The organism is Anoxybacillus ayderensis, from assembly GCF_013761015.1.
GTDB lineage: Bacteria > Bacillota > Bacilli > Bacillales > Anoxybacillaceae > Anoxybacillus > Anoxybacillus ayderensis.
The window spans coordinates 121,180-138,056 of the sequence record NZ_JACDUV010000004.1 but is presented as its reverse complement, the minus strand read 5'-3'; the positions used below and the strand labels follow the sequence as shown (position 1 = coordinate 138,056).

General features: G+C 41.4%; 17 protein-coding genes. 6 read left to right on the top strand and 11 right to left on the bottom strand.

All coding sequences use genetic code 11. The annotated features are described in order from the left end of the window. Window positions 1-38: 38 nt before the first annotated feature. From HNR63_RS07345 to HNR63_RS07330, 4 genes are all read right to left on the bottom strand, one after another. Window positions 39-641 carry a FadR/GntR family transcriptional regulator gene (locus HNR63_RS07345; RefSeq protein WP_181520311.1) on the bottom strand — a complete coding sequence of 201 codons (603 nt, stop codon included), beginning with the start codon at window positions 639-641 and terminating at the stop codon, window positions 39-41. Then, window positions 628-1,881 (bottom strand): NADP-dependent malic enzyme, encoded by a 1,254-nt coding sequence (gene ystJ, locus HNR63_RS07340; protein ID WP_181520310.1) that lies wholly within the window; start codon window positions 1,879-1,881, stop codon window positions 628-630. The genes HNR63_RS07345 and ystJ overlap by 14 nt, the downstream gene beginning before the upstream one ends. Before the next feature lie 87 nt (window positions 1,882-1,968). Next, window positions 1,969-5,190 carry a DNA polymerase III subunit alpha gene (dnaE, locus tag HNR63_RS07335; protein WP_181520309.1) on the bottom strand — a complete coding sequence of 1,074 codons (3,222 nt, stop codon included), beginning with the start codon at window positions 5,188-5,190 and terminating at the stop codon, window positions 1,969-1,971. Between the two features lie 105 nt (window positions 5,191-5,295). Continuing rightward, window positions 5,296-6,513 (bottom strand): RNA-guided endonuclease InsQ/TnpB family protein, encoded by a 1,218-nt coding sequence (locus HNR63_RS07330; RefSeq protein WP_181520308.1) that lies wholly within the window; start codon window positions 6,511-6,513, stop codon window positions 5,296-5,298. A 214-nt stretch (window positions 6,514-6,727) separates the two neighbouring features. Between HNR63_RS07330 and ytrH the strand changes: the two genes are divergently transcribed. After that, a complete protein-coding gene (gene ytrH / locus HNR63_RS07325; protein WP_021093776.1) occupies window positions 6,728-7,066 on the top strand; it encodes a sporulation membrane protein YtrH in 339 nt (112 codons plus the stop codon). Beyond that, window positions 7,063-7,563: a sporulation membrane protein YtrI gene (gene ytrI / locus HNR63_RS07320; RefSeq protein WP_181520307.1), complete on the top strand. Its 501-nt coding sequence runs from the start codon at window positions 7,063-7,065 to the stop codon at window positions 7,561-7,563. The genes ytrH and ytrI overlap by 4 nt, the downstream gene beginning before the upstream one ends. Before the next feature lie 8 nt (window positions 7,564-7,571). On the opposite strand, the gene HNR63_RS07315 is transcribed toward ytrI, so the two are convergent. Continuing rightward, entirely contained in the window at window positions 7,572-8,519 is a 948-nt protein-coding gene (locus HNR63_RS07315) for a DHH family phosphoesterase (protein ID WP_181520306.1), read from the bottom strand. Window positions 8,520-8,617: 98 nt separating this feature from the next. On the opposite strand from HNR63_RS07315, the gene HNR63_RS07310 reads away from it, so the two are divergent. Further along, window positions 8,618-8,917: a YtpI family protein gene (locus HNR63_RS07310; RefSeq protein WP_021093773.1), complete on the top strand. Its 300-nt coding sequence runs from the start codon at window positions 8,618-8,620 to the stop codon at window positions 8,915-8,917. A gap of 16 nt (window positions 8,918-8,933) precedes the next feature. Here the strand turns inward: HNR63_RS07310 and HNR63_RS07305 are convergent, their stop codons facing one another. Together HNR63_RS07305 and HNR63_RS07300 are read right to left on the bottom strand one after the other, a co-directional pair. Next, window positions 8,934-10,244 carry a CBS domain-containing protein gene (locus HNR63_RS07305; RefSeq protein ID WP_181520305.1) on the bottom strand — a complete coding sequence of 437 codons (1,311 nt, stop codon included), beginning with the start codon at window positions 10,242-10,244 and terminating at the stop codon, window positions 8,934-8,936. Window positions 10,245-10,317: 73 nt separating this feature from the next. After that, the gene (locus tag HNR63_RS07300) at window positions 10,318-10,995 is read right to left on the bottom strand and encodes a metal-dependent hydrolase (protein WP_021093771.1); all 678 of its coding nucleotides are present in this window, start codon (window positions 10,993-10,995) and stop codon (window positions 10,318-10,320) included. 105 nt (window positions 10,996-11,100) lie between these two features. Here HNR63_RS07300 and HNR63_RS07295 point away from each other — a divergent pair, with 105 nt between their 5' ends. After that, entirely contained in the window at window positions 11,101-12,195 is a 1,095-nt protein-coding gene (locus tag HNR63_RS07295) for a M24 family metallopeptidase (RefSeq protein ID WP_181520304.1), read from the top strand. 17 nt (window positions 12,196-12,212) lie between these two features. Here the strand turns inward: HNR63_RS07295 and HNR63_RS07290 are convergent, their stop codons facing one another. Both HNR63_RS07290 and HNR63_RS13925 read right to left on the bottom strand, forming a co-directional pair. Continuing rightward, on the bottom strand, window positions 12,213-12,992 hold the full coding sequence (locus HNR63_RS07290) for an SDR family oxidoreductase (RefSeq protein ID WP_181520303.1): 780 nt from the start codon (window positions 12,990-12,992) through the stop codon (window positions 12,213-12,215). A gap of 81 nt (window positions 12,993-13,073) precedes the next feature. Continuing rightward, on the bottom strand, window positions 13,074-13,202 hold the full coding sequence (locus HNR63_RS13925) for a hypothetical protein (protein ID WP_021093768.1): 129 nt from the start codon (window positions 13,200-13,202) through the stop codon (window positions 13,074-13,076). Between the two features lie 105 nt (window positions 13,203-13,307). Between HNR63_RS13925 and HNR63_RS07285 the strand changes: the two genes are divergently transcribed. Beyond that, the gene (locus HNR63_RS07285; RefSeq protein WP_009361531.1) at window positions 13,308-13,760 is read left to right on the top strand and encodes a universal stress protein; all 453 of its coding nucleotides are present in this window, start codon (window positions 13,308-13,310) and stop codon (window positions 13,758-13,760) included. A 12-nt stretch (window positions 13,761-13,772) separates the two neighbouring features. Here HNR63_RS07285 and argH read toward each other — a convergent pair whose 3' ends face one another. Both argH and HNR63_RS07275 read right to left on the bottom strand, forming a co-directional pair. Next, the gene (gene argH, locus HNR63_RS07280) at window positions 13,773-15,149 is read right to left on the bottom strand and encodes an argininosuccinate lyase (RefSeq protein ID WP_181520302.1); all 1,377 of its coding nucleotides are present in this window, start codon (window positions 15,147-15,149) and stop codon (window positions 13,773-13,775) included. Beyond that, complete coding sequence (locus tag HNR63_RS07275; protein WP_181520301.1) at window positions 15,146-16,354, bottom strand: argininosuccinate synthase; 1,209 nt, start codon at window positions 16,352-16,354, stop codon at window positions 15,146-15,148. The genes argH and HNR63_RS07275 overlap by 4 nt, the downstream gene beginning before the upstream one ends. 146 nt (window positions 16,355-16,500) lie before the next feature. Here HNR63_RS07275 and HNR63_RS07270 point away from each other — a divergent pair, with 146 nt between their 5' ends. Next, window positions 16,501-16,815 carry a hypothetical protein gene (locus tag HNR63_RS07270; RefSeq protein WP_021093765.1) on the top strand — a complete coding sequence of 105 codons (315 nt, stop codon included), beginning with the start codon at window positions 16,501-16,503 and terminating at the stop codon, window positions 16,813-16,815. Window positions 16,816-16,877: the final 62 nt, after the last annotated feature.

Below are 16,877 nucleotides of genomic sequence, written 5' to 3'. Positions count from 1 at the left end.
CTTTACTGGATAAAGACAACTTTGTTTGTCACATTGTGTCAATTCTCTTTCGACATTTTTTGCATCACGTATTGTTCATAAATAGCAATCGCTTCTTCACAAGACCGTTTTTGTAGTGCGATCCGCATTTGTTTATAAAACTCGGAAGGGAGCTCGACCGTATATACGTGTTCAAAAAAATCGCTTAATACAAGCCAAATGCGCAACAATAAATAATTATCGGTCGCCTCCACAATCCGTCGGAAAAATGAATGGTACGTATGCTCCGTTTGTAATATAAGCTCGAGCTTTTCATCTGTCAGCCGTTCGCAAGCGAGTTGTAAGCATATGCGCTCTATGAATATTTTTGTTTCTATTAAATCTCTTTTTTCCCGATTTCCTTGCAAAATAAACGAGCCAAGTAGTTGAATGAGCTGATGGTCGCCAAACGGTTTCATAAACGTTCCTTCCCCGCGGCGCGTTTCAATTAATCCGAGCAACTCTAACGCCCGCAACGCTTCACGAACAGAAGAGCGTCCGACTCGCAATCGGTCGGCTAACTCTCGTTCAGATGGCAATCGATCGCCAGGTTGAAGACCTGCTTCTTCAATCATGCGATGAATTTGCCAAAACGTTTCAATGTATACTTTAGAAGTAGTCATGTTCACCCTCACCTGCAATCAGAGCTAATTGTCGTGTTCGTTTTTCTACCTCTTTTGGATCGACAATCACTTGGGCCACTCCTGTTTCCATCGCAGCTTTTGCCACAGCAGCAGCAACTGCTGGAGCGACGCGCGGATCGAGAGGAGCAGGAATAACATAATCAGCACGCAATTCATCTTCTGTAATTAAATGCGCAATGGCTTCTACAGCGGCCATTTTCATTTGTTCATTAATTTGTTTGGCGCGTACATCAAGCGCACCTCTGAAAATACCTGGAAATGCCAACACGTTATTCACTTGATTCGGATAGTCGGAACGTCCTGTCCCAACAACTGTTGCCCCTGCTTGTAACGCCTCTTCCGGCATAATTTCTGGCGTCGGGTTTGCCATCGCAAAAATGATTGCATCTCGATTCATCGTTTCAACCATGCTCGCTGTCAACGCTCCAGCAACAGACACACCAATAAATACATCCGCACCAACGATGACTTCCTGTAACGTTCCTGCTTTTTTCTCATCGTTTGTCCATTGAGCAATTTCATGTTTGATCTCATTCATTCCATATGGGCGCCCTTCATAAATCGCCCCTTTTGAATCGCACATGATGATATGTTTAACCCCGTAACAACGAAGCAACTTCATAATCGCAATTCCTGCTGCTCCTGCTCCGTTAATGACAACTTGAATATGTTCTATTTTTTTGTTCACTAACTTTAATGCATTCATTAAACCAGCAACGGTCACAATCGCTGTTCCATGTTGATCATCATGAAAAACAGGAATGTTCATTTCTTGCTTTAATCGTTCTTCAATCGTAAAACAATGCGGAGCAGCAATATCTTCTAAGTTAATGCCACCAAATGTCGGCTCAAGCAATTTGACGGTCTGAATCATTTGTTCTACATCTGATGTATTTAAACAAATCGGAAATGCATCAACCCCAGCGAAACTTTTGAAGAGCACCGCCTTTCCTTCCATGACTGGCAACGCCGCGTCTGCCCCAATATTTCCAAGTCCTAACACCGCACTTCCATTGGAAACGACCGCCACTGTGTTCGCTTTTAACGTATAATCATATATTTTGCTCGGTTCGGCATGAATGGCTTTGCACGGTTCTGCTACACCAGGAGAATACGCTAAGCTTAAATCGTAAGCATTTCTTAACGGCACTTTCGCTTTTACTTCCAGCTTCCCTTGATAACGCTCATGCATATGAAGCGCTTCTTTAAACAACGACACGACATATTCCTCCCTAACAAGCGGCCACTGGTCTGACCACTTAACTTCTATAAAAATATAATAAAAATGAAAAATAGTAAAGCATTTTTATTTCACAACGACATTCCCATCCCCCAGCAATGCCGTTAGTTGATGAATGCACTCATCGTGTGGGGACACAGCATATTCATGAGAAAGCTGCACTTTTTTTCGTTCTGCTTCATAGTACAAAATAACAGGTGCATATCCGCGATGAGCGATTAACACTTCTTTTAACTTCTGCAATATAGCTGGCGACGCGTGCTGTTCATCAATTTTCACGTAAACACATACCGGCTTCCTCACTTGTTGTACAATGAGATGCCAGCCATTTGGCCGCTGCTCTATTTTCCCTTCCATGTACAACACGCTTCCTTGTTGTAATAAAGAATGAAATCGGCTATAAATCGTCGGAAATGCGATCGCATACCATTCATCGCTATCGTCACAAATCGTCACAAACGCCATTTCTTCCCCTTTTTTTGTCCGCCTTTTCGTCACCTCCTCAACGTATGCGATCACTTTGCCAACATTCGCTTTTTCTATTTCCCATTCGTACATACGTTTTGCCCCCCACATCGAATAAAAATGGGCAAATGATTCAATCGGATGAGGGGAAACGTATACGTTAAGCCATTGCTTTTCGTATTTTAATTGGTCGATGAGCGATAACGGTTCAGCATGAACATATTTTGGTCGTACGTCGAGATTAGGGGTCAGAAACTCGGCATGCTCAAGCGCCACGTCAATACTTGCATAAAGGGTGGCACGCTCCACACGAAATTCGTCAAAACAGCCGGAAAAAATAAGCGCTTCGACGATCTTTCTTTGTGAAGGCTCGATACGTAATCGCGAAACGAAATCAAAAAAATCGGAAAATGGTTGTCTTTGACGCTCCCGAATTATTTGTTTAACAAAGGCAGAACTTACTTGTTTAATCGCTAACAATCCAAAACGAATATCGTTTCCATCAACGGTAAAATGCCCTTCACTTCGTCCGACGGAAGGAGGAAGTAAACGTATTCGTTTTTTGCGAAGTTCGTGTACACATTGCATCATCTTTTCTTTTTGTCCGATGACATTTGTTAATAAAACAGCGTAAAAATCGAGCGGATAATGCGCTTTGATATATGCAAGCATATATGCGATATAGCTGTATGCTACTGCATGGCTCCTGTTAAACCCATAACCAGCAAAACGAACGATGAGCTCATACAATTCGTTTGCGATATGGGCAGCGTACCCATTTTGCATACACCCTTCAATAAAACGCTGTTTCTCTTTTTCCATTTGTCCAACGTCTTTTTTACTTATTGCGCGACGTAACAAATCGGCTTCTGCTAACGAATAGCTCGCCATTTGTTCAGCAATTTTCATAATTTGCTCTTGATACACGATAACTCCATATGTCGATTGCAAAATCGATTGCAAATCATTATGCATGTAAACGATCGGCTCACGCCCATGTTTACGGGAAATATATGTTGGAATTTGTTCCATCGGTCCGGGACGAAATAAAGCGTTTACTGCTACAATATCTTCAAACGTTGTCGGTTGTAATTCGCGCAACACCCGCTTCATTCCTTCTGACTCAAGCTGAAACACACCAAAAGTATCCCCTTGACTGAAAAGCGCATACGTTTGTTCGTCATCAAGCGGTATATTTTCAAAACGCAAACGATAGCCTGTCCGCTGTTCAACGCTATGAATCATTTGCTCAACGATCGTTAAATTTTTGAGGGCAAGTAAATCAAACTTTAATAATCCGATTTGCTCAAGTGCATCCATCGCATATTGCGTCACATACGTTGTCGTTTGTCCGCCTTGAAGGGGGACGATGTCTGTTAACGGGCATGGGCTAATGACAATACCAGCAGCATGAATGGACGTATGCTTTGGCAAGCCTTCAATCCGTTGTACGACGCTATGCCATGGACGTGTATGATCGAATCGTCCCGTAGCTAACGTTTGCTCCATTTCTTGTTCATCTACCTCAAACACACGACCGACTTCACGAATGGCTGAGCGCATTCCAAATGTCCCAAACGTGATAATTTGCGCAACATAATCTTTTCCATATGTTTGTTCAATATAACGAATGACTTCTTCGCGACGATGATCAGGAAAATCGATATCAATATCTGGAAGTGACAGACGAGCTGGATTTAAAAATCGTTCAAATAAAAGCCCATATTGTAACGGGTCGACTTGTGTAATTCCGAGTATGTAAGCAACGAGGGATCCTGCGGCTGATCCACGTCCCGGTCCTGTCAATATTCCTCGTTCACGCGCAAAACGCATGAAATCAGCGACAATTAAGAAATAGTCACTAAAATTCATCTGTTGAATGATTTGCAGTTCATATTGTAACCGAGTAACATATGCTTCTGGCCGATCAGGAAAGCGTTTCGTGAATTGCTCCCAACACCACGTTTGCAAATATTCGTCAGCCGTTTTCCCCGAAGGAACAGGATAGCGCGGCATAAACCATTTTTTAGACTCAAACGTCACATTGCATCGCTGTGCAATACGCACCGTCTCCTCGATGGCTTCACGATACATTGAAAATAATGAGATCATTTCGTCAGCGCTTTTGAAATGGTATTCATTCGTTAAAAAGCGTGGACGGCTCGGGTCGGCCATTTTCTTTCCGTGTTTCATCGCAAGTAAACATTCAAAAGCAAGCGCATCTTCTTTACACATGTAACGTACATCGTTTGTCGCCACGAGCGGCATGTCCCATCGTTTACTATGTTCAAGAAGTAGCGGCAACAAATATTCTTGTTCTTGTAAGCCGTGTCGCTGCACATTTATATAAAAATCGCCGCGTTGAAATAGCTTCGCGTACGTGTGAACGAGCGTTTCTGCTTGATCGATTTCCCCGTTCAGCAAATGCTGCTCCACTCTCCCATGTACTCCGCTTGTCATACCGATTAATTCGCTCGTGTAGCGGGATAAGTCACATAAAGAAATGCCCTTTCCGTCGTTTAATTGAATGGCTGTAGCAATATGGACAAGTTGACGATACCCGTCGTTATTTTTCGCCAACAACACCAGTTGATCTGCATGACCGTGTTCATCAATCACCGTTGCAATCATACCGATAATTGGTTTGATTCCGTGCGCTTGACACGCCTTATAAAACGGAATTACCCCATACAAGACGTTTTCATCCGTTAACGCAACTGCTGAAAATTGAAGCTCACGCGCCCGCATAACGAGCTCCTCAATTTTCACCGTGCTACTTAATAAGCTATAACCACTTCGCACTTGTAGATGGATAAACGACAATGTGTCTCCCACCTTTTCTATTTTTTTCTATTAGGTTATCAATTTTATTAAAATCATAGAATAATGATAAAGATTTTAATAAAATTGTTTATCCGTCCACGTCGTTTAAGCGACATGTACTCGGATGGGGTGTAACCCCACACCCGCTATCCCATTGGCAAACGCCTTTGGGAATACTTTTCTCATAATGTTGTATGCCCCATTGACATCTGCGTGGATGAGCGTTCCGTTTTCAGATTGAAACAGTCCACGCTTGATGCGCGTTCCTTTGTATTGCTTTTGCTTTTTGATTTCTTCCATGTCTAAAAAACTGCATTTCGATGTATAGCTTTCTTCTGTCACGATGACGCGAATGCCATGCTGTTTTGCTTTGTACTGCAACTGATGAAGAAACGTTTGATACGGAATGTGAACGAACGCTTGATTCGTACGCTTTCCGAGATTGACTTCACGCTTCCAATCTTTATTCATCCCCACCACAATCGTATCGCAGTCTAAAGCCAACGCATGTTTCATGACAAAGGCACTCGCTTGGTGCATAAAGTTTTCCACGATGCGGTTTCGTTTTTCTGTCATTTTGCTCATTCGTTTTGTCCAACCGAGTCCATTCATTTGTTTCGCTACTTTGCGGTAGTGGCTCATTTGTTTGTTGTAGTATTGATTGACGGATTTTAGACCTTTACCATTGATGACGATCGGTTGTTTCCCCACGTTGTTCACAATGGTTGCGAAGTTATCTAATCCTAAATCAATACTGATGTATCTGTTGTGATCTTGTTTTTGCGGTGGAATAGGGATTTTGTAAACGACTTCGACGATGATATGGCGGTGTTTTGGAACGAATCGGACTTGTTGAAGCTTCCCTTTCATGTTTGTCTTTAGTTGAAACCCTTGGAAACAGGCAGGAAACGTGATGTGTTCATCGACGACTTTGCATGATTGATTCGTTAGCACAAGTACATATCGTCCGTCTTTTTTGAGATATTTGGGCGGTTTCGGTCTGCCTGTATATTTGTCTTTGTTTTTTGTCCAATCTTTCATCGACTTAAAAAATGATTGCCAATTTTGATGGAGTATTCTTAACGTTTGTTGGGCACATTGAGCCATTGGCATCGCCCGATAGTCTGCATCCATCCCTTCTGTTTTCAGCAGCTTGTCTAGCTTGTTGTAAGAAAGATACGTGCCGTGTTGAAAAAACGTTTGCCTGACTTGATAGTTGGCGAAGTTGTACAAATTTTTTGAACGAAAACAATACTCGTCGATCATCGGATAATACGGATGATTTGGATAAATGATGTGCCTTTCCACTCGATTCGCCATCATGATCGTTGTTCACCTCGCTTTCTCTTTTACTATATATGTTCATCAGAGAGCCATGCAATAAGATGTAAAGATAATCACAAAAGAAGTGTGATCTCAAATATATTTTATCAAAATTTTTACGATTGAATGAAAAAACAGAAACATATATGTTGAAAAGCAAAACATACCTTGCTTGTTTGTCCCATATACATAGTATACAGAAGGAGTGAGCGAGATGGAGATGAAAACAGCGTTTTTGCCTGCTTTTATTCAAAGCTATTTCATCGCTTTAGGTGTGTTAGTTGGAGGAGCGTTGATCGGTGGATTTGGAGCTTTTTTATCTGGAGAACCACCGCTGACAATGATGTATCGTTTTGCAAGCAGTTTAAAAATTTGGGCTTTAATTGCAGCGATCGGAGGGACGTTTGATACGTTTTATAGCGTTGAGCGCGGATTTTTCCAAGGAGAAACACGAGATGTCATTAAGCAATTTTTACTCATTTTATCAGCCACGGGCGGCGCACAAACAGGTATGACGTTTATTCGCTGGTTTACACAGGAGCATGGCGCATGAGAGTCCCACCGTATGCACGCGATCCAGGATGGCAACGTTTTTTTGCTGGAGCGGCCATCGGAGCAATCATTAGCTGGATCGTTTTTTTACAAATTTTCGTTATTTTACAAGAAAAACAAGTTCGCCAGCTCAACGTACAACGAGAAATCATCACCCAGTTGAAACACGATTTAAACATTTGGCAACAAGATTACATCGAACTAAATAAAGAAAATAAAAAACGACTAACGATTCAATCAATTGATGTCAAAGTCATTAACGCGCAATCATACGGCATCGATACGTACACAGCGTTTCGAATTGAAGAAGATATAAAAAAAGATATTCAACATATCACAGCGAAAGATATTGAAACAGTATATAAAAGTAAGGAGCTACTAAAAAAAGCGATTGAAAATAAAACGTATATCATCGACAACCGTACGTACAATCTTCATATCGAAACAATTTTATTTTTCACAAATATATCTATTGAACTAAAATTAAAGCAACAGTAGAGGCCTCTCTACTGTTGCTTACATACTTCGTTTAAATCTGCCAACACGTGTTCCACTTCTTCCCACGAATAAATAGACGCTCCTGCTGCTAGTGGATGGCCACCGCCTCGATATTTTTTTGCAACTTCGTTGACGATCGGACCTCTTGAACGAAGACGGACGCGAATTTGATCATCTTCTTCCACAAAAAACACCCATGCTCGTATTCCTTCAATATTTCCAAGCACGCTAACAAGTTGCGAAGCCTCTGACGGTGTTGCATCATATTGTTTTAATAATTGTTTCGTTAATATAATATGAGCCACTCCATGTTCGGATAGTTCGAAATTTTGCAACACATATCCGCTTAAATGCGCGATAGATAGTTTTGTACGATATAACTGATCATACAAGTCGACAAATGAAAATCCGTATTCAACTAATTCGCTTGCATATTTAAATGTTTTTGGATTCGTGCTTGGGAAAAGAAAACGACCTGTATCCCCAACAATCCCTGCATAAATCAGTCGAGCGGCTTCTTTCGTTAAAACGAGACCGTGTTCCTTGCCGACTAAATACAACTCATAAATCATTTCACTAACCGAGCTAGCGTTTGTATCTACCCATAAAATGTCACCATACGGATCTTCATTTGGATGATGATCAATTTTAATAACTTTTTTTCCAAGTTTATAACGTTGATCGCATACTCGTTCTTCATTTGCCGTATCGCAAACGATCACAAGAGCGTCGTTATACGTTTCATCAGGGATCACATCCATTTTACGCAAAAATTCGAGCGATGGTTCATCTTTTCCAACGGTATATACGTGCTTTTCTGGAAACGACGCTTGAATAAGCTCCGCTAATCCCCCTTGCGAACCGTACGCATCAGGATCTGGTCGAACGTGACGGTGAATAATAATCGTATCAAATTGTTGAATATGACGAATGATTTCCAAAATCTTTTGTTCCATGGCGCTTCTCCCTTTTTTTCTCCATTAAAACATATTTTATTATGATTCGAAAAGATGTAAAATAATCACGCAACGATTTTTTTGTTGGAGGACTGACTATGCCGATATTTGTTATACTTATCATTTTTTCACTTTCGTTTTATTTGTATTACAAAATCAAATATTTCCGCAGCAAACGGCCGATGGAGCGCAAATGGATTAGTGCAAAATCAAGCATTGCGCTTGGCTCATTTGTATTTTTCTTTGCGATCAATCAATTTTTTATTCACCGTTCAACTGTTTCCCTTATCGTTGGCATCGTCTTTCTTTTCGTTGGTGCAGGAAGCATATGGGGAGGCTATCGTGCCCATCGCTACTATTTTCCACTTGCAGTAAAAGAAGCGGAGGAAACGAAATAGGCTGCTATATGCAGCCTTATTGTCGTTCAAGCAACTGACACATCATTAACGCCTTTCCGACAAGCGTTCCTTCATTAAACACTTCGACGTCAACCTTCCCAAACTTACGACCTATTTCTAATAGCTTCGGCTTAATGTCGATGACGCTATCAATTTGGACAGGTTTAATAAAATAAATGGTGATGTTTTCTACGACGAGGTCACCTCGTTTATGTAAGCGAAGCGCGCGCGTCGCTGCTTCAGTTACAATCGTTGTAAATACCCCATATGATAACGTCCCTAAATGGTTCGTCATTTGTGGAGTAATGTTGCAACGAAAAACACCGTCAACCGTTTCAGTTAAAAACTGAGTTGTGACAATATCATCGATCGTCTCACCCATTTGCGGCTGACGTTGCACCATTTGCAATGCCTTTAATACGTCTTGACGGCTAATAATTCCTTGCAGTCGATTATATTCATCGACGACCGGCAACACTTCAATTCCTTCCCAAACCATCATATGCGATGCGGAAGCGACTGACGTTTTTCCGCTTACCGTAATCGGATGTTTCGTCATCACTTTCTCAATAAGCACGTCACGTTCATAGCCCATTACATCTTTTGCAGTCACAATCCCTTGCACTTTTAATTGTTGATCGATGACCGGAAAACGACTATGCTTCGTTTCACGATTGAGCTCATACCATCGTTCGACTGGATCTGTCACATACAAATATGCCGTTTTTTCAAATGGCGTCAAAATATCTTCAACGAGAACAATTTCTTTTTTAATCAACTGGTCATAAATGGCACGGTTAATCATTGTCGCAACCGTAAACGTATCATAACTTGTCGAAATAATCGGAAGCTGGCGCTCATCCGCTAGTTTTTTTACATGTTCTTCTGTATCAAAACCACCTGTGATGAGAACGCCCGCTCCTGCTTCAAGCGCTAATTCGTGCGCTTTTGTTCGGTTTCCGACAATCAGTAAATTCCCTGCTCCCGTATATCGCATCATCGCTTCAAGCTTCATCGCACCGATGACGAATTTATTTAACGTTTTATGTAATCCTTCTTTTCCTCCGAGCACTTGCCCATCAACGATATTGACAACTTCGGCATACGTCAGCTTTTCAATATTTTCTTTCTTTTTTTGTTCAATCCGAATCGTTCCGACTCGTTCAATCGTGCTCACATATCCTTTTGTTTCAGCGTCTTTAATGGCACGATAAGCCGTCCCCTCGCTTACTCCCATTTCTTTAGCAATTTGGCGCACAGATATTTTTTCTCCGACCGGTAAGCTCTCAATATATTGTAAAATTTGTTCGTGCTTCGTAATCGTCAAGTTGCCCCACCCTTTTTCGACAGTTTCTTACTCTTATTATAAGGGTGTGCATGACCGCATTCAATGAACGTTTTCACAGTTCAATACTTTCACCAACATGCAAGACGCGCCCAACGCCCTCAATCATCGACACAAACTGCTGTGGATCTTGTTGAATGACAGGGAAAGTATTGTAATGAATCGGAACAACCATTTTCGCCTTCAACCATCTCGCTGCAACAGCCGCATCTTCTGGTCCCATCGTAAAATTATCGCCAATTGGTAAAAACGCCACATCAATGTCATTCATTTCTCCGATGAGTTTCATATCAGAAAATAACGCGGTATCTCCGGCATGATAAATCGTTTTTCCTTCGGCATGAAACAAAATGCCACTTGGCATGCCTGTATACACGATCGTTTCGTTTTCTTCTACATAGCTAGAGCCGTGAAACGCCTGCGTCAATTTGACTTTTCCAAAATCAAACGTAAACGATCCACCGATATGCATCGGATGAACACGAACACCTTTCCAACTTAAATAAGTAGCTAATTCATACGGAGCAATGACAAGGGCGTCGTTTCGCTTCGCTAATGAAACGGTATCACCGACATGATCGTTATGACCATGTGTTAATAAAATTACATCAACGTGAACGTCTTCTGCTTTTAGATCTGTCATTGGGTTGCCCGTAATAAACGGATCAATGAAAATCGTTTTTCCGTTCGTCTCCATTTTAACGACAGAATGTCCGTGATAAGTGAGCTTCATCTTTCCTTCTCCTTTCTCCGTTTTTTACATCATTTTGTTTCTTCATTTCTGTCCTATTTCCTTCTTTTTTTATCCGTGATAATCTGAAAAAGAAAGGAAGTGAAAATGATGGAGCGAATAAGTAAACTCCAACAAAAACTGAAAGAAAAAAATGGATCATGGGCGTTCATTACATCAACAGCAAACGTTTTTTATTTTAGTGGCTTTTATAGCAATCCACATGAACGACTACTAGCCGTTGTGATCTTCCCCGATGACGAACCGTTTCTCATCTGTCCAGAGATGGATGCGAATCAAGCAAAACAGGCCGGTTGGGCATATACGATCGTCAGCTATGATGATGTGCATCATCCTTGGCATATGTTGCGCGATGAACTAAACAGACGAAACGTACAAACAGAACGAATTGGTATTGAAGCATCTCATATGACGGTAAGTCGTCTTGAGCAGCTACAATCATACTTTTCACATGCATCGTTTTTCGACTTAACTGATACGCTCCATGAACTGCGAATGACGAAAGATGAAAAAGAGTTACAAACGCTTCGTCAAGCAGCTGAATTAGCTGATTTCGGTGTCGATGTCGGCGTTCGTGCCCTAAAAGAAGGGAAAACAGAACTGGATATTATCGCTACCATTGAGTACGAATTAAAAAAACGAGGGGTACGCGCCATGGCGTTTGATACGATGGTGCTTACCGGAACAAATAGCGCACATCCTCATGGTGTTCCAGGAATGAATCGCATCCAACCGGGTGATTTTGTTTTGTTTGATCTCGGTGTCGTACTGGACGGATACTGTTCTGATATTACGCGTACCGTCGTATTTGGAAAGCCAACTGAACAACAAAAGCGAATATACGATGTCGTCTTACAAGCGCAACAGGAAGCTATTCATGCATGTCAAATTGGTGCATCTATCGGAAGCGTTGACAAGGCAGCTCGTTCACGAATTGAACAAGAAGGGTACGGAGCGTATTTTCCGCATCGAATCGGACATGGGCTCGGTATTGATGTTCATGAATATCCGTCGCTGAACGCAACAAATACCATGCCACTTCAAGCGGGAATGGTATTTACGATCGAGCCTGGCATTTACGTTCCTTCCGTCGGTGGCGTACGTATTGAAGATGACATTTATATGACCGACAAAGGACCGCTTCTTTTAACGACATATCCAAAAGAACTACAAATCATATAGGCTGTCATGTTGGCAGCCTATTTTCGATAACGATGAATAACATCAAGCCCTCCTGTCACTTCAATAACTGTTCCAGTAATCATATCGGAAAGATCATCACATAAAAACTCGACAACGCGCGCAATATCTTCCCCTGTCCCTGAACGGCCAATTGGCGTCATGTCGTCTTTCATCTGACGAGCATATGCAATCGTTGCTTCCTTCATTTCCCCGATAATATTTCCCGGACAAACCATATTCGCTGTAATGCCGTATTCTGCTTCTTCAAGTGCAATCGTTTTTGTTAATGAGACAAGCCCCACTTTCGCTGCGCTAAACGCTGATCGATACATCCATCCTGGCGCATGATCTGCCCCTTGAAAACCGTACGTTACAATGCGTCCGAAACGTTGATTCCGCATAATAGGCACAACCCGCTTAAATAAATGAAACATCGCACTTAAATTTCCTTCAACCATTTCATACCACTCATCATCCGTATAATCAGCTAATTTTTTTCGTTCAAATATGTAAGGACCTGCATTATGAATTAAATAATCGATGCGACCGAATGTAGCAAACGCTTCATCTACAAGACGAACTAAATCTTCTTTATTCGTCACATCCCCTTGCACAAAATAAAGGCGATCATGACAATGACGATACGCTTCTTTCAACGCTTCAACAGCTTGTATGTCGCTTCGGTAATGGACAGTGACAGCATAGCCTTTGTCTAAAAAGCGTTCCGTTACTTTTTTGCCAAGTCCTTTCGTTCCTGCTGTTACAATAGCATGTCTCACCATTATCCCTCCATCCATGCTTTGTTATGTTTATCGTACTACAAATAGACGGAGGAAAACACATATTATGCTCGATTACCACGAGAAACAAAAGAGGCATTATCGCCTCTTTTGCTCATCTTTCTGTTCAATAACCCCGCTAATGTATGCGTCCGTAATTTGTTCGGTCACTTCTGCGACCCCATTTTCATCGTAATACAATTGTTCTTTCTGTTCCTTTTCACGCATCGTTTTACCCCTTTCGTCATAAATTTTTCGACAATACGTAGTGTTTGTTTTACAAAAAATGATATACTTGAATTGGAAGGAAAATTTTTTATTGGGGGAGTGTTTATGTACAAGTACAAAAAAATTTTAGTCGCAGTCGACGGCTCAAAAGAAGCAGAATGGGCGTTTAAAAAAGCAATTGAAATTGCTAAACGGAACGATGCTTCACTCGTTCTTTCGCACATTATCGACGTTCGTTCATTTGCGACGATCGAAGCATACGATCGAACAGTGGCAGAGCGAGCGGAAAAATTCGCAAAAGAATTGTTGCAATCATACGAAAAGCAAGCAGTCGATGCGGGCGTCAAAGAAGTCGTCACAGATATTGAGTACGGTTCCCCAAAAGTAAAAATTTCAAAAGAAGTCGCTCCGAAATATGAAGTAGATTTAATTGTTTGTGGCGCAACAGGAATGAGCGCTGTGGAACGATTTTTCATTGGAAGTGTTTCTGAACATATTACAAGATATGCAAAATGCGACGTACTCGTCGTACGCACACCTGAACAAACAGAGGCATAAAAGCGTTTGCTTTTATGCCTCTATCATTTGTTTTGCTTTCTCAATCGCTTTTTTCACTTCCGTAAACCCTGTTCCTCCTGCGCTCGTGCGACGGTTGACAGCTGTGTACGGATTGAGCGCTTCATAAATATCTTCCTCAAATAAAGGGGAAGCTTGTTGATACACATGAAGCGGTAAATCAGCTAAAAAAACACCTCGTTCAATACATGTCAGCACAAGTTTTCCGACAATTTCATGCGCCTCGCGAAACGGCACACCTTTTTTCGCTAAATAATCCGCTAGTTCCGTTGCATTCGAAAAATCTTGTTTCGTTGCTTTTTCCATCACATCTGTGCGAATCGTCATCGTTTCAATCATACCAGCAAAAATTTTTAAGCTACCGATCACCGTTTGTACGGTGTCAAACATTCCTTCTTTATCTTCTTGCATATCTTTATTGTAAGCAAGCGGTAGCCCTTTCATAACGGTCAATAAAGCCATTAAGTTTCCATACACTCGCCCCGTTTTCCCACGAATGAGCTCAGCCATATCTGGGTTTTTCTTTTGTGGCATAATGCTGCTTCCCGTCGCAAACGTATCATCCATTTCGATAAACTGAAACTCCTGGCTCGACCAAAGAATGAGCTCTTCACAAAAACGAGATAAATGCATCATTAAAATAGAACTATTACTTAAAAATTCAATAATAAAATCGCGATCACTTACCGCATCTAAACTATTTTCATATATGCTATCAAAACCGAGAAGTTGTGCTGTTAAATGGCGATCGATCGGAAACGTTGTCCCTGCGAGCGCTCCAGCACCGAGGGGTGATTTGTTAATTCGTTTGAGCGATTCGGTAAAACGTTCGCGATCCCGTTCAAACATCCATACGTACGCCATTAGATGATGGGCAAACGAAATCGGCTGCGCCCGTTGCAAATGCGTATAGCCGGGGACAAGCGTTTCAATATGTTGTTCCGCCTTTTTGACAAGCACGCGCTGCAACTGACGAATGAGTTCAACGATCTCGATCACTCGTTTTCGCAAATATAAATGCATATCTGTCGCCACTTGATCGTTGCGACTTCTCCCTGTATGAAGCTTACCACCAACAGGACCAACTTCATCAATTAACATTTTTTCAATGTTTAAATGAATATCTTCATACGCAACAGAAAAAGAAAGTTCTCCTTGTTTCGCTTTTTCTAATAGCTTCATTAATCCGTTTTTGATCGTTGTGACGTCTTCTTTCGGTAAAATGCCACATTCGCCAAGCATCGTCACATGCGCCATACTTCCTTCGATATCTTCTTCAACGAGCTGTTGATCAAAATGGATCGATGCACCAAAGTCATCGACCCATTGTGCTGCTGTTTTTGTAAATCGTCCCCCCCATAACTTTTTCACACGTTCACCTTCTTTTCTCCATTGACGATGCTATATACTTTTGTAGGCAAGCCAAATAGAGAAATAAATCCGACAGCCGCTTGATGATCGAATTCGTCTTCTGCTGTATACGTCGCCAACTTTTCATCATATAACGAAAACGGAGATTTTCGCCCTTCTACAATCGCATGACCTTTAAACAATTTCACACGTACGACGCCGGTAACACTTTTTTGTGTTTCTTTTAAAAATGCAACAAGCGCATCTTTTAGTGGCGAAAACCAAAGACCGTTATAAATGACTTCCGCAATTTTTTGCTCGATGATCGGCTTGAAATGAGCTACTTCTTTTACAAGCGTTAAGTCTTCTAACTCTTTATGCGCTTTAATTAGCGTCATTGCTCCAGGACATTCGTACACTTCACGCGATTTAATGCCAACGAGCCGGTTTTCAACATGATCGATGCGGCCGACACCGTGTTTTCCTGCTAGTGCATTTAATTGTAAAATGAGTTCTGCAAGCGAATACGCTTTTCCGTTAATTGTTTTCGGTACCCCTTGTTCAAAGCCGATTTCAATGACATCTGGTTCATTCGGTGTATGTTCAAGCGCAGTTGTTAACTCATACGCTTCTTCTGGCGGCGCTGCCCACGGATCTTCCAAAATGCCACATTCGTTACTTCTTCCCCATAAGTTTTGATCAATGGAAAACGGGCTATCTAAATCGATTGGAATCGGAATGTTATGTTGCTTTGCATATTCAATTTCTTCTTCGCGCGACCATTTCCACTCCCGAACAGGCGCAATCACTTTTAAGTTCGGGTTTAATGCTTGAATCGATACTTCAAAACGCACTTGGTCATTCCCTTTTCCTGTGCAGCCGTGCGCAACAGCAACCGCTCCTTCTAATTCAGCAATTTCAACAAGCTTTTTCGAAATTAACGGACGGGACAACGCAGAGATGAGCGGATATTTTCCTTCATATAGCGCATGGGCTTGTAAAGCAATTAACGCATATTCATTCGCGAATTCTTCTTTCGCATCAATCATATATGATTGTACAGCGCCAACTTTCAACGCTTTTTCTTTCACAAATTCTAAATCTTTTCCTTCTCCGACATCTAAACAGCAAGCTACAACATCATATCCTTGTTCTTGTAGCCATTTAATCGCTACCGATGTATCTAACCCCCCAGAATAAGCGAGCACTACTTTTGGTTTTGCCATGATCGTTCCTCCCTAAAGAATAAAAATACTTATAATTTAATATTTATTCATTTTGCATATTAATAATGTAACAGCTATTTTTCTTTTTTTCAATAACTATTTTGATTAAAATAAAAATTAATAAATGAAAAGGATGGGAGAACGAAATGAGTGCACACTTTGTATATGATGAACGCCTTGGCATTCGCTTGCCACATTTAGAGAAAGCATGGGATATGTACACAAAAGAAGAACAAGCAGAAATTTTATTAGAGTGGGAGACGATTCGCGGGAAAATTCCTGATCGAATTATTGAATTAGAACAGCAAATTAATGAAAAGCAAAGACAACTCGGAGAAGAAAACGATTTCGCTCGCTCATGCATGCTCAACTTTGAAATTGCATCTCTCGCTTCAATCATTAACGATTTATGGATTTGGTATCGAATGAATCAAACGGTAACAAACCGCATACATCAATAGGAAAAGCGCAAAGCGCCCGCCTATCGGCGAAGAGCGCACAAGCCCCACCGAGGAGAACTCGA

Bases quoted from the DNA above. Each gene is read 5' to 3' on its own strand.
- HNR63_RS07345 (WP_181520311.1), bottom strand. From the start codon at position 641: ATGACTACTTCTAAAGTATACATTGAAACGTTTTGGCAAATTCATCGC.
- HNR63_RS07330 (WP_181520308.1), bottom strand. From the start codon at position 6,513: ATGATGGCGAATCGAGTGGAAAGGCACATCATTTATCCAAATCATCCG.
- ytrH (WP_021093776.1), top strand. From the start codon at position 6,728: ATGGAGATGAAAACAGCGTTTTTGCCTGCTTTTATTCAAAGCTATTTC.
- ytrI (WP_181520307.1), top strand. From the start codon at position 7,063: ATGAGAGTCCCACCGTATGCACGCGATCCAGGATGGCAACGTTTTTTT.
- HNR63_RS07315 (WP_181520306.1), bottom strand. From the start codon at position 8,519: ATGGAACAAAAGATTTTGGAAATCATTCGTCATATTCAACAATTTGAT.
- HNR63_RS07310 (WP_021093773.1), top strand. From the start codon at position 8,618: ATGCCGATATTTGTTATACTTATCATTTTTTCACTTTCGTTTTATTTG.
- HNR63_RS07300 (WP_021093771.1), bottom strand. From the start codon at position 10,995: ATGAAGCTCACTTATCACGGACATTCTGTCGTTAAAATGGAGACGAAC.
- HNR63_RS07295 (WP_181520304.1), top strand. From the start codon at position 11,101: ATGATGGAGCGAATAAGTAAACTCCAACAAAAACTGAAAGAAAAAAAT.
- HNR63_RS07290 (WP_181520303.1), bottom strand. From the start codon at position 12,992: ATGGATGGAGGGATAATGGTGAGACATGCTATTGTAACAGCAGGAACG.
- HNR63_RS13925 (WP_021093768.1), bottom strand. From the start codon at position 13,202: ATGCGTGAAAAGGAACAGAAAGAACAATTGTATTACGATGAAAATGGG.
- HNR63_RS07285 (WP_009361531.1), top strand. From the start codon at position 13,308: ATGTACAAGTACAAAAAAATTTTAGTCGCAGTCGACGGCTCAAAAGAA.
- HNR63_RS07275 (WP_181520301.1), bottom strand. From the start codon at position 16,354: ATGGCAAAACCAAAAGTAGTGCTCGCTTATTCTGGGGGGTTAGATACA.
- HNR63_RS07270 (WP_021093765.1), top strand. From the start codon at position 16,501: ATGAGTGCACACTTTGTATATGATGAACGCCTTGGCATTCGCTTGCCA.